The 12222-nt window shown below is 71.8% G+C and carries 11 protein-coding genes; 5 read left to right on the top strand and 6 right to left on the bottom strand.

All coding sequences use genetic code 11. The features are described 5' to 3' along the window. The first annotated feature begins 204 nt into the window (after window positions 1-204). Window positions 205-411: a cold-shock protein gene (locus Ari01nite_RS00920; RefSeq protein ID WP_203778460.1), complete on the top strand. Its 207-nt coding sequence runs from the start codon at window positions 205-207 to the stop codon at window positions 409-411. Between the two features lie 357 nt (window positions 412-768). Here the strand turns inward: Ari01nite_RS00920 and Ari01nite_RS00915 are convergent, their stop codons facing one another. Continuing rightward, window positions 769-1746: an aldo/keto reductase gene (locus tag Ari01nite_RS00915; RefSeq protein WP_203778459.1), complete on the bottom strand. Its 978-nt coding sequence runs from the start codon at window positions 1744-1746 to the stop codon at window positions 769-771. Window positions 1747-1812: 66 nt separating this feature from the next. On the opposite strand from Ari01nite_RS00915, the gene Ari01nite_RS00910 reads away from it, so the two are divergent. Together Ari01nite_RS00910 and Ari01nite_RS00905 are read left to right on the top strand one after the other, a co-directional pair. Next, window positions 1813-2574 carry a trans-aconitate 2-methyltransferase gene (locus Ari01nite_RS00910; protein WP_203778458.1) on the top strand — a complete coding sequence of 254 codons (762 nt, stop codon included), beginning with the start codon at window positions 1813-1815 and terminating at the stop codon, window positions 2572-2574. 12 nt (window positions 2575-2586) lie between these two features. Beyond that, complete coding sequence (locus Ari01nite_RS00905; protein ID WP_203778457.1) at window positions 2587-3612, top strand: adenosine deaminase; 1026 nt, start codon at window positions 2587-2589, stop codon at window positions 3610-3612. Here the strand turns inward: Ari01nite_RS00905 and Ari01nite_RS00900 are convergent. The 4 genes from Ari01nite_RS00900 to Ari01nite_RS00885 form a co-directional block, all read right to left on the bottom strand. Further along, complete coding sequence (locus tag Ari01nite_RS00900; protein WP_203778697.1) at window positions 3609-3764, bottom strand: hypothetical protein; 156 nt, start codon at window positions 3762-3764, stop codon at window positions 3609-3611. The two genes, Ari01nite_RS00905 and Ari01nite_RS00900, sit on opposite strands and share 4 nt — an antisense overlap. 14 nt (window positions 3765-3778) lie before the next feature. After that, window positions 3779-5959: an RICIN domain-containing protein gene (locus Ari01nite_RS00895; protein ID WP_239162383.1), complete on the bottom strand. Its 2181-nt coding sequence runs from the start codon at window positions 5957-5959 to the stop codon at window positions 3779-3781. A gap of 209 nt (window positions 5960-6168) precedes the next feature. Next, window positions 6169-7476 carry a HAMP domain-containing sensor histidine kinase gene (locus Ari01nite_RS00890; protein WP_239162382.1) on the bottom strand — a complete coding sequence of 436 codons (1308 nt, stop codon included), beginning with the start codon at window positions 7474-7476 and terminating at the stop codon, window positions 6169-6171. Between the two features lie 104 nt (window positions 7477-7580). Next, window positions 7581-8270, bottom strand: coding sequence for a response regulator transcription factor (locus Ari01nite_RS00885; RefSeq protein WP_203734162.1), 690 nt, complete (start codon window positions 8268-8270; stop codon window positions 7581-7583). 96 nt (window positions 8271-8366) lie between these two features. Here Ari01nite_RS00885 and Ari01nite_RS00880 point away from each other — a divergent pair, with 96 nt between their 5' ends. Both Ari01nite_RS00880 and Ari01nite_RS00875 read left to right on the top strand, forming a co-directional pair. Then, window positions 8367-9320, top strand: a complete 954-nt coding sequence (locus Ari01nite_RS00880) for an ADP-ribosylglycohydrolase family protein (protein ID WP_203778456.1) — start codon at window positions 8367-8369, stop codon at window positions 9318-9320. Window positions 9321-9411: 91 nt separating this feature from the next. Continuing rightward, the gene (locus Ari01nite_RS00875; protein ID WP_203778677.1) at window positions 9412-9888 is read left to right on the top strand and encodes an HIT family protein; all 477 of its coding nucleotides are present in this window, start codon (window positions 9412-9414) and stop codon (window positions 9886-9888) included. On the opposite strand, the gene Ari01nite_RS00870 is transcribed toward Ari01nite_RS00875, so the two are convergent. Then, on the bottom strand, window positions 9889-12060 hold the full coding sequence (locus Ari01nite_RS00870) for an elongation factor G-like protein EF-G2 (RefSeq protein WP_203778455.1): 2172 nt from the start codon (window positions 12058-12060) through the stop codon (window positions 9889-9891). Window positions 12061-12222 lie beyond the last annotated feature (162 nt).

The following is a 12222-nucleotide window of genomic DNA, read 5'->3' as shown; positions in this document are numbered from 1 at the left end:
GGTACAGTGTGCCCAGTTTTTGCGTATGTGGTTTGCTGCTTCCGCCAGACCACGGGATACCGGCCGGTGTCGCAGACCGACTGGTGTGAACGAGGCCGGGCGGATTGGGACGTCCTCTGGAAGGTCCGCCTCACGGCGCCGCTGCTCGAAAACGGTCATCGGCCCAGGCAGTGAGGGCCGGCATTTTCAGAGGGAGAGTTCAGTATGGCGCAAGGAACCGTGAAGTGGTTCAACGCGGACAAGGGCTTCGGCTTCATCACCGTCGACGGCGGGGGTGCTGACGTGTTTGTCCACTTCTCGGCCATCCAGATGAGCGGCTACCGCACTCTGGAGGAGAACCAGCGGGTCGAGTTCGAGATCGCCCAGGGGCAGAAAGGCCCGCAGGCGGAGCAGGTTCGCCCACTGCAGTGAACACTACCGCCGGCCCACGCGGCCGGCTGCCGATCGCCTGGCGGAGATCGGCTCCGATCGGAACAAAGCCCCGCACTCGTCGCGAGTGCGGGGCTTTTCCATTCCTGTTTAGCGCGGCCTAATCAGTCTGAGTTTTCTCTCTTGATCGGGTTCGGACTCGAACACCAACCACGATCAAGATCAGACCGACTGCCGCCACGATTGGTCCGACAATTGCCCAGGTTTCATTCCCACTCATCTTGCTGTCGGTGAGAATGTCGAGGCCCTGAAGTGTCCATACCGCACCGATGACGATCCCGAGCACTCCGAGAGTCATCGGGAGCCAACCCTTGAGTCGCGGGGCAGGTGCCGGTTCGTTCACCATTTGTCATGCACCGCCGGACGGATCAGTTCGTCATAGACGGCCGTCACCGCGGCGCGCGTCTCGTCCGGCAATGGCGGCAGGCCGGCGGCGGACGCGTTGGCCCGGGCCTGATCGGGGTTGCGGGCGCCCGGGATGACCACGGTGACGCCGTGCTGGTCGAGGATCCAGCGCAGCGCGAACTGCGCCATCGTGGCGCCCTCGGGGACCAGCGGGCGCAGCCGGCGGACCGCCTCGAGTCCGGTCGCGTAGTCGACGCCGGAGAACGTCTCGCCCACGTCGAACGCCTCGCCGTGCCGGTTGTAGTTGCGGTGGTCGTCGGCGCCGAACGTGGTGTTCTCGTCGTACCGGCCGGAGAGCAGGCCGCTGGCCAGCGGCACCCGGGCGATGATGCCGACGCCGGCCTCGGCGGCGGCCGGTAGCACCCGCTCGAGCGGCTTGAGCCGGAACGCGTTCAGGATGATCTGCACGCTGGCGGTTCCGGGGCGGGCGATCGCGGCCAGCGCCTCGTCGGTCTTCTCGACGCTCACGCCGTACGCCCTGATCCGTTTTTCCTGTACCAGGGTGTCGAGCGCGTCGTAGACCGCGTCGCTGGCGAACACCGGGGTGGGCGGGCAGTGCAGCTGGACCAGGTCGAGCGTGTCGACGCTCAGGTTGGCCCGGGACCGGTCGGTCCAGCGCCGGAAGTTGTCCAGTGTGTAGATCTCGACCCGCTGCTCTTCCCGGCGCCCCATCTTGGTGGCGACCGTGAGCCCCGGGCGGTCCTTGATGAACGAGCCGATGATCTGCTCGCTCCGGCCGTCGCCGTAGACGTCGGCGGTGTCGATGAACGTGACGCCCGCGTCGACCGCGGCCTGCAGGGTCTCGTGCGCGTCGGCCTCGGTGACCTGACCCCAGTCCGCGCCCAGCTGCCAGGCGCCCAGGCCGATCACTCCGGCCTCGCGGCCCATCCTCCGAAAACTGCGATTCTCCACGGGCCGACCCTACCGGCTAAGATGCTGGCGACTCACAAAACGTACGTACGGTTTGGGAGGTTGGCCATGTGGGATCCGGCCGCGTACCGGCGGTACAGCACCGAGCGTTCCCGTCCCTTCTACGACCTGACCGCACGGATCGGGGCCGAGCGGCCGCGCGCCGTCGTGGACCTCGGCTGCGGGCCCGGTGAGCTCACCCTCAGCCTGGCCGGGCGCTGGCCGCAGGCCCGGGTGACCGGCGTCGACTCGTCGCCCGAGATGGTCGACCGGGCGGTGGCGCTCGGCGGGCCGGCCTGGTTCCAGCTCGGCGACGTCCGCGACTGGAAACCCGGGCCGGACGTCGATGTGCTGGTCACCAACGCCACCCTGCAATGGGTGGACGGGCACCGCGACCTGCTCGCCCGCTGGGCCGCCGAACTGCCCGCCGGCGCCTGGCTGGCCATGCAGGTGCCGGGCAACTTCGACGCGCCGTCGCACCGCCTGCTGCGCACCCTCGCCGGACGCTACGGGGTGGCGCATGTGACCCGGGAGGCGCCGGTCGACGACCCCGGGGGCTATGCCGGCCTGCTGCTGGCCGCCGGCGCCACGGTCGACGCGTGGGAGACCACATATCTGCATCTGCTGGCCGGCGACGGCGCCGAGCACCCGGTGTTGCGCTGGCTGGAGGGCACGGCGTTGCGGCCCGTCAAGGCCGCGCTCGACGAGAATGCGTGGCAGTCCTTCCGTGCCGACCTGGGCCGGGAGCTGACCGCCGCCTACCCGGCGGCGCACGGTGCCGTCGCGTTCCCGTTCCGCCGCATCTTCGTGGTGGCGCGGACCGCCGTCTAGAAGGGACATCGGATGACCGAGCTGACCTCGTTCATCGCCGGGCTGCCCAAGGCCGAGCTGCACCTCCACCACGTGGGCTCGGCCTCGCCGCGGATCGTGGCCGAACTGGCCGCCCGGCACGAGGGCGACTCACCGGTGCCGGCCGACCCGGCGGCGCTGGCCGACTTCTTCGCGTTCCGCGACTTCGCGCACTTCATCGAGGTCTACCTCAAGGTGGTCGACCTGATCCGGGACGACGAGGACGTCCGGATGCTGACCTACGAGATCGGCCGCGAACTGGCCCGGCAGCAGGTGCGCTACGCCGAGCTGACCATCACGCCGTATTCCAGCGTCAAGCGCGGGATCCCGGCGCCGGCCTTCTGCGCCGCGATCGAGGACGCCCGCCGCGGCGCGGCCGCCGACTTCGGCGTCGACCTGCGCTGGTGCTTCGACATCCCGGGCGAGGCCGGGCTGCCGGCCGCCGAGGAGACGCTGCGGATCGCGCTCGAGGAAAAGCCGGACGGCCTGATCAGTTTCGGGCTGGGCGGACCGGAGCTGGGCGTGCCGCGGTCGCAGTTCAAGCCGTACTTCGACCGGGCTCGGGCGGCCGGGCTGCGCAGCGTGCCGCACGCCGGCGAGACCACCGGCCCGGAGACCATCTGGGCGGCGTTGCAGGACCTCGGCGCCGAGCGGATCGGCCACGGCATCGCCGCGGCGCAGGACGCGCAGCTGATGGCCTACCTGGCCGAGCGGGAGATCCCGCTCGAGGTGTGCCCGACCTCCAACGTGCGTACCCGCGCGGTCGCCGGCCTCGACGAGCACCCGTTGGCCACCCTGATCAGGGCCGGGGTGCCGGTCAGCATCAACTCGGACGACCCGCCGATGTTCGGCACCACGCTGGAGGAGGAGTACGCGGTGGCCGCCCGGCTGCTCGGCCTGGACGCGCACGGGGTGGCCGGTCTGGCGCGGGCCGCGGTGACGCAAAGCTTCCTGGAACCGGCGGGCAAGGCCGCGCTACTCGCCGAGATCGACGAGTACGCGGCGTCCAACGTGGCTTAGAACCGGGCGTACAGCGGCTCCTGCCAGACCGCGATGACCAGGACGATGCCGAAGGTGAGCACCGCGAACCACCGGATCAGCCGGCGGCGGCTGAACCGGGGCGGCAGTTGCTCCTCGGGCTCGGCCAGTCTTCTTTCCAGGGTGTCGCGCACGTCTCTCGCTCCCGTCAGTCGGGTACCGCAGTCCAGCTCTGATGGCGCTGGCCGTTGCCGTTCTGCAGCACCAGCACCCGGTGTGCGCCGAAGCGCTGTTCGCCTACGCCGGCGACCAGGTCGCCGACCGTTGTACGCAGCGTGAATCCGTATTCGGAGGCCTGCAACTGCCAGCGGGCCCCGTCGTCCGTGTTGCAGTCACCCTGTACCAGCGGGGAGCCGGCGACCGGGTTGCCGTCCAGCGGCACCACACACTTGCCGGTGGCCCGCGACACCAGTGAGTACGAGCCGGTGCCGGCCGGCACCAGTTGCCACTGCTGCTGGGCGTCGCCGTCGGTGCCGGCCAGGGTCACCGGCGTGCCGTTCCCGGTCCGGGCCGCGTACAGGTCGGCGGCGCCGCCGGTCAGCGCGTTGGTCAGGATGAACCAGGTGTTCTGCGCCGGCCGGGCAGCCGGCGAAGTCTCGGCCGTGGCCTTTGCCGTGTACGCGTCACCGGACTTTATGGTGACCTGGTACTTCTCGTCCGGCTTGAGGCCGATGAGGCGGGCCCGGGTGGCCTTGGTCGTGGCGATCGGCTGGCCGCCGACCCAGACCTCGTACGTGGCCTCGGGCGCGGCCGCGCTCCAGGTGAGCCGGACCGAGCTGCTGGTGGCGTCGCGGATCTCCAGGACCGCCTGCACCGGGGCGGCCCGGTGCTTGGCCGCCGCGATCGGCCGGGCGCCGGGCTTGCCGCGCACCTGCTCGGGCGTCGCCGTCGGGTCGGGCCGGCCCTCGTCGTCGCCCTGCGGTCCGTCGGTCTGCTCCACCTCGGGGCCGGGCGGCCCGTTGCCAGGCCCGTCCGCGGTGTCCGGGCCGGGCGGCCCGGCCGGCGCGCTGGCCGGCGGGCCGGAGTCGACCGGGGAGGGCTCGACCGGCGGGGCGCTCGGGGCGGTGACCACCTCGGAGCCGGGGCCGCCCGCGTCGGCCACGTCGTCGCCGCCGTCGCTGCGCAGCAGGAACTCGCTCTGCGCGATGTTCCAGTTCTTGGCCAGGTAGCTGCCCGGCTTGGGGTTGGTGCTGAAGTAGTCGTCGTGGCCGCAGTCCAGGCGGTTCTCGTTGCGCTTCGGGCAGACGTTGCGCACCGGCTTGCCGGACCGGTCCGAGCCGCAGAGCAGGTCGTACTCGTCGAGGCAGCCGCCCGCGCCGCTGGAGTTGGGCGAGTCGATCAGCACCGCGCCGAGCGTCTGGGTGACCTCCTTGGCCGCCATCACCGAGCTCCAGCAGCCGGCGTCGACCCGCCCGTACGACGGCCCGCCGTTGTTCCGGTTACCCGGGCCGGACCGCCGGTCGGCGATGTAGGTGGCGATGCCGCAGTAGACGTTCGCGTCGGCGAACATCAGGTACTTGCGGTCGTTGCGGTTGTAGCCCAGCGTCTGCAGCGCCTGGATGCTGGTCGCGAACGAGGCGAGCGCGCTGGTCGGCAGCTGCACCTCGGCCACGTCCACCCGGCACTGCGGGGTGGTCACGTACCGGATGTGCCGGGAGCCGCCGGTCTCGGCCGCGCTCTCGTCGAAGATGTTGTCGACGCCGGCCGACCAGGTGCGGATGGAGCCGAGAAAGTCGGTGTAGCGCGACGGGGTGCCGAACTCGTGCAGGTAGAGCACCTGCACCCGCTTGCCGCTGCGGCCGTCGCCCTCGCACGCCACGTCGTGGGCGCCCATCACGAACGCCGCCTCGCCGGGCGCCGCGTCCGGTACCAGGGCCGGAGCGTCCGCGGTGAGCGCGCTGCCGCCCTCGTCCCGGGCGATCTCGGCGTCGGTGGGCACGTTGCCGGACTCGCGGGTCGGCGGCGCCGGCTCGGGCGCCTTCGCGGTCACCGGGGTGACGTCGCGGCGCACCGACAGGCCGGCCGGCGCCGCGTCCGGGCCCTTGGTGCAGGTTTCGGCGTCCAGCTGGTACGAGCCGGCGCAGATCGAGTCGGCCTTGGCCGGCTGCAGTCCCTCGTAGACCAGGCCCTGGTCGGGAGTGTCCTCGGGGAGGGAGGTGAGAGCCAGCTGGTTTTGCCCGTCGCCGGTGACCTCTTCCACCACGCTGGGGCCCACCACGCCGCCGATGCCCAGGACCGCAAGTCCCAGGCCCACCGGCAACAGCCGGTGGGCCCACGGACGGGCCACCCGGCGATGTCCGCTCGGGGTCGGCCGGCGGTGGGTGGACAAAAACTCTCCTTGCCTGGCGGGGGCGCGGTGGGAGGTGGTTATGGGGTTGCCACCTCTCACCGCGCGTGAGCTCCGCCGGTTCGCTTCGCGGGGACGAATTGCGGGCTTCGAACCGGGAAGCCGGATGGGATCGGAGGGAACATTGCCAGCCCGGGCTCGCCGAGGGAACGCCTTTAATACAGATCTAAGCAACTGTTGTACCGCCCGGCTCAATCGCGCTCATTCGACCGGCCCGGGCGGCTGGTCCGCTCCCGGGCGAGCCGTCCCACCAGGCCGAACCGGCTCGCCTGTTTCGGCGTCGCCTCGGCGTCGGCCAGCAGCATCACCACGCTGGCACCACCCATCGCGGCCCGGTCCAGGCTGACCGAGCCGCCCGCGGCCTGCGCCGCGCGCCGGGCGATGTCGAGTCCGAGGCCGGTGGAACCCTGGTTGCTCTGGCCACGTTGCATCGCCTTCTCCGGATCGGGGATACCGGTGCCCGCGTCGTCGACGCGCAATGCCACCCAGCCGTCACGCCGGGAGATGCCCACCTCGAACGCGGTGCCCTGCGGTGTGTAGCGGAACACATTACCCAGTACGGCATCGAGCGCCGCGGCCAGTTCGGCCCGGCCTACCGGGACCGGAATCCGGGTGTGCGCGCCGATCACCCGATACTGCCGGTTCTGGTCACCGGCTAGGGCCGACCAGAACAGCATCCTTTCCCGGACCACCTCGCTGGCGTCGCACAACCCGTCCTCGGGCGCCTCGGCCACCTGTGCGGCGACCGCCTGCCGGGTGGTGTTGATCAGCTGGTTGACCTCGCCCTCCAGGGTCACGATGGCCTGCCGGATGCGCCGGATGCCCCGGCGTCGGTCGAGTTCGTCCTGGTCGAACATGATGCCGACCTGGGTGTCGTCCGGGTCGAGCGCCTCGGCGTCCAGGCGCAGCGCGGTGAGCGGCGTGCGCAGCCGGTGCGACAGGTCGGCGACCAGTTCCCGTTCGTCGGTCCGCGAGGTGATCAGCCGGTCCGCCATCCGGTTGAACGCGTACCCGGCCTCGGCCAGCTCGCGCGGGCCGGACGGCTGGATGCGGACGCCGAGGTCGCCGCCGCCGACCGCCATGGCCGCGTGCACCAGGTTGCGGGCCGACGCGACCGCGCCCCGGGCCAGCCGGTCGACCACGAAGACCGAGCCGCCGACCAGGCCGAGCGCGATGCCGAGCAGCACCCACCAGTTGCGCGCGGTGCCGGCGCCGAGATCGTGCTCGGAGACGAAGACCTCGACCACCGACGTCTTGCCCGCCACCGTGACCGGTTCGAGGCGGACCCTGCCGCCGTCGACGTCCTCGGTGCGGATCGCGCCCTTCTGCGCGGCGGCCTGCACCTGACCCGCGGTGGCCCGGCCGCCGGTGGTGACGGCCGGCGCGTACAGGGTGACGTCGGGCCCGGCGGCGGTGACCGCCGCGGTCACCCCCTTTTCGCCGGCGCCGGCGGCCAGTGCGCCGGCCACCGTGGCGCTGCGCCGCTCGGCCGCGGCCATGACCTGGTCCTGGTGGTCGGAGCTGAGTTCCCAGCCGAGCGGGACGAGAAAGGCGAGGGCGGCGATCGCCGTGGTGGCGGCGGTGATGACGGCCAGCCGGGACCTCAGTCCGGCGCCACCAACCGGAATCCGACCCCCCGCACGGTGCGCAGGTAGCGAGGTTTCGCCGCGGACTCGCCCAGTTTCCGACGCAGCCAGTACAGGTGGACGTCGATCGTCTGGTCCTCGCCGACCGATGGCTGTCGCCATACCTCCTCCAACAGCTCACGACGGGAAACCACGCGGCCCGGGCGGGCGGCCAGGTATGCCAGCAGGTCGAACTCCTTGCGGGTCAGCGCCAGCACCTGGTCGCCCAGGCTGGCGCTGCGCTCGCCGACGTCCACCCGCAGCTCGCCGACCTCGTGCACGGCGGGCTGGGCGGTGCGGCTGGCCCGGCCCACCCGGCGCAGCACGGTCGCGATCCGGGCGTCCAGGTGGGCGCCGGTGAACGGTTTGACCATGTAGTCGTCGGCGCCGGCCCGCAGCAGCCGGACGACAGTCTGCTCGTCGTCGCGGGCGGTGGCGATGATGATCGGCACATCGGTGATGCCGCGGAGCATGCGCAGCGCGTCGGAGCCGTCCAGGTCGGGCAGCCCGAGGTCGAGAACCACGAGGTCGGGGGTCTCGGCCGCGACCCGCCGGAGCGCGTCCAGCGCGGTGCCCACCGCATGCACGGCGTGGCCCCGATCGGTGAGCGAGCGGAGCATGGCGCCACGCACGACGTGATCGTCCTCGACGAGCAACACCGTGGCCATGCAGAGACCGTACTGCCAACGGCAAGCTGGGCCTAACCGGTGATTCAGGGACACCCTTCGATTACGGTGCGTGATCTAATACCATCCGAAGTGCCGATGTCATTCACGCTTTTCCCCGGTACGCGGCTGGCCCTGGCCCTGGAGAGCCTGGCCGGCCTCAGTGTGGGCGATGCCCTTGGCGCCCAACACTTTATAGCCCCTGTCGATCTTTCCGATCCGCCCCCGGCGCCGTGGGAGTGGACGGACGACACCGAGGAGGCGTGCTGCCTGGTCGCCGTGCTCGCGGAGGGTGATTTCGACCGCGACGGATTCGCCGACCTGCTCGGCCGTCACCATGACCCCTACCGCGGGTACGGCCCGGGCGCCGTGACGATGCTGCGGGCCATCCGCGAGGGGCTGCCGTGGCCGATCGCGGCCGCCGCGGCGTTCGACGGGCAGGGCTCGGCCGGCAACGGCGCCGCCATGCGGGCCGCACCGCTGGGCGCCTGGCACGCCGACTCGCTGGCGCACGCCGCCACGCAGGGTGCGCGGGCCGCCGAGGTGACCCACGCGCACGCCGACGGGATCGCCGGCGGGGTGGCGGTGACCGTGGCCGCGGCGGTGGCGGCGGCCGGCCGGCTCGACGGGCACCGGCCCGACCTGCTGGGCGCCGTGATCGCGCACACCCCGGCCGGCCGGGTCCGCGACGGCCTGGTGGCCGCCGCCCGGCTGCGCGGGCCGTCCGGTGCCGCCGGTGCGCGATCGTCCGGGCCCGCGACGGCCGGCTCGGTGAGGGTGGCCGAGGCGGCCAACCAGCTCGGCAACGGCGCGCGGGCCATGGCGATCGACACCGTTCCGTTCGCGGTCTGGGTGGCCGACCGGTTCCTCGGCGACTATCCGGGGGCCATCGCGGCGTGCGGGAGCGCCGGCGGGGACGTCGACACCACCTGCGCGATCACCGGGGGCATCGTGGCCGCGTACACCGGGCTGGACGGCATTCCGGCGGACTGGCTCTCGGCCCGCGAGCCGCTGCCCGGGTGGCTGGCCGCCGCCACCACGGCCGGCGAGTGACTAGGCTGCGTGAGTGGCCGACGTAGCGGAACAGCGAGTCGAGGAGACCGGCGAGCCGGACGGGCTGGAGCGGTTGTGGACGCCGCACCGGATGACCTACATCACCGGCGTGGACCGGCCCGAGGGCGGCTACGAACAGCCGGCCGGTTGCCCGTTCTGCCAGGCGCCCGGGCGCAGCGGGGCGGAAACCCTGGTGGTCGCCCGGGGCGAGCTGGTGTTCGCGGTGCTCAACCTCTATCCGTACAACCCCGGGCATCTGCTGATCTGCCCCTACCGGCACGTGGCCGACTACACCGAGCTGACCGAGGACGAGACCGTCGAGCTGGCCGCCTTCACCCGCACGGCGATGCGGGTGGTGCGCACGGTGAGCCGGCCGCACGGCTTCAACCTGGGCATGAACCAGGGGTCGGTGGCCGGCGCCGGCATCGCCGCCCACCTGCACCAGCACGTGGTGCCGCGGTGGGGCGGCGACGCCAACTTCATGCCGATCGTCGGCCGCACCAAGGTGCTGCCGCAGTTGCTCACCGACACCCGGATCATGTTGTCGGACGCGTGGCCGGCCGCCTGACTATTTGCTGGCGTGCTCCTTGCGGACCGCCTCGGCCAGGTGGGCCGGCATCGGCTCGTGCCGGATGTACTTGCGGGTGAAGGTGCCCGCGCCGGAGGACAGCGCGCGGAGCTCGACCGAGTAGCGGATCAGCTCGGTGGCCGGCACCTCCGCCCGCACCAGGCTGTGCGCCCCGTCCGGTTCGGACTCCGAGCCGAGCGGCCGGCCGCGGCGGCCGGACAGATCGCTCATCACCGCGCCGACGTACGACTCCGGGACGCGGACGCAGATCTCGTCGATCGGCTCGAGCAGCGTGACCTGGCCGGCCGCGGCCGCCTCGCGCAGCGCCAGCGCCCCGGCGGTCTGGAACGCGGCGTCCGACGAGTCGACGCTGTGCGCCTTGCCGTCGAACAGCGTCACCTTGAGGTCCACCACCGGGTAGCCGGACACCAGGCCGCGCTCCAACTGGCTGCGGACGCCCTTCTCCACCGAGGGGATGTAGTTGTGCGGCACCGCGCCGCCGACCACCTTGTCGACGAACTGGAAGCCGGACCCGCGGGGCAGCGGCTCCACCTGGATGTCGCAGACCGCGTACTGGCCGTGGCCGCCGGACTGCTTGACGTGCCGGCCGTGGCCCTTGGCGCCGACCCCGAAGGTCTCCCGCAGCGGCACCTTGACCGGCTCGGTGTCCAGCTCGACGCCGCCCGAGCGGAGCCGGTCGAGCACCACGTCGGCGTGCGACTCGCCCATGGTCCACAGCACCAGCTGGTGCGTCTCGATGTTGCGCTCGAGCCGCATGGTCGGGTCGCCGGCGACGAGCCGGCCCAGGTTTTTCGCCAGCGCGTCCTCGTCCGAGCGGGTCTTGGCCACCACCGCGATCGGCAGCAGCGGCTCGGGCATGGTCCACGGCTCGACCAGCAGCGGCGCGTCCTTGCCGGACAGGGTGTCGCCGGTCTCGGCGCTGCCCGACTTGGTGATCGCGCAAAGATCACCGGCGATGCAGTACGCGACCTCGCGCAGCTGGGCGCCGAGCGGGGAGTAGACGTGCGCCACCCGTTCGTCGGCGTCGTGGTCGGGGTGACCGCGGTCGGCCATGCCGTGCCCGGAGACGTGCAGCACCTGCTCGGGCCGGAGCGTGCCGGAGAAGACCCGGACCAGCGAGACCCGGCCGACGTGCCGGTCGATCGTGGTCTTGACCACCTCGGCCACCAGCGGGCCGTCCGGGTCGCAGGTCAGCGGCGGGCGCGGCGAGCCGTCCACGCCGGTGACCACCGGCAGGTCGTGCTCCAGCGGCGACGGCGCGCCGTTGACCAGGCCGTCGAGCAGCGCGTCCAGACCCACGCCGGTGAGCGAGCAGACCGGGATGACCGGGTAGAAGTTGCCCTTGGCCACGGCTTTTTCCAGGTCGGTGACCAGCGTGTCCGCGGTGATCTCCTCGCCGCCCAGGTAGCGGTCCATCAGGGTCTCGTCCTCGCTCTCGGCGATGATCCCCTCGATGAGCGCGTTCCGGTCGTCGGCGATCGGGTTGAGATGCTCGGGCTCGGCCGCGCGTTCCTGCGGTGGGTAGCCCGCCGAATAGTCCAATACCCGCAGCGTGACCAGGCCGATCAGGCCGGCGACCGACTGGCCGTCGTCGCCGAGCATCGGGTGGTAGATCGGCATGACGTTTTCGCCGAACGCGTCCTGGCAGTCCTGCAGGGTCTGGTCGTAGTCGGCGCGCGGGTGGTCGAGGCGGGTGATCGCCACGGCCCGGGGCATGCCGACCGCGGCGCACTCCTCCCATAACGTGATCGTGGCGTCGGAGATCCCCCCGTCTGTTCCGTCGACCGCCGAGACGACGAAGAGCGCGGCGTCCGCGGCCCGCAGGCCGGCGCGCAGCTCACCGACGAAATCGGCGAAGCCCGGGCTGTCCAACAGATTGATCTTGACGTTCTGATGTATCAGCGGGGCACACGCCAGCGCCACCGAGCGCTGCTGGCGTACCGCCGCGGGATCGTGGTCGGACACCGTGGTGCCGTCGGCCACCGTGCCGGCCCGGGAGATCGTCCCGGTGGCGGCGAGCAGGGCTTCGACCAGCGTGGTCTTGCCCGCGCCCGAGTGGCCCACCAGCACCACGTTGCGTACTCTGCCGGGCTCGGTCACCACCGGCGCCGCCGCGCCGTTGAGCCCCTTCTCTGAGGTCTTCTGCGCCATGGCGGCCGCTCCCATCGTTTCGACAGTGTTAACGACGACGCTGCCTATGAATCCCACACCCGGTGCTGTTGCCGCCGCAACCCTTTGTAGTTGCGGAGATGACGATACGGCTACGTACCGGCGGGGCCATGTCACGCCCCGCCGCTCGCCGTTATGGTGGGA

The sequence above is a fragment of the Paractinoplanes rishiriensis genome (assembly GCF_016862375.1).
In the GTDB taxonomy this organism is placed as follows: Bacteria; Actinomycetota; Actinomycetes; order Mycobacteriales; family Micromonosporaceae; genus Actinoplanes; species Actinoplanes rishiriensis.
This window is presented reverse-complemented; position numbering and strand designations above follow the sequence as displayed.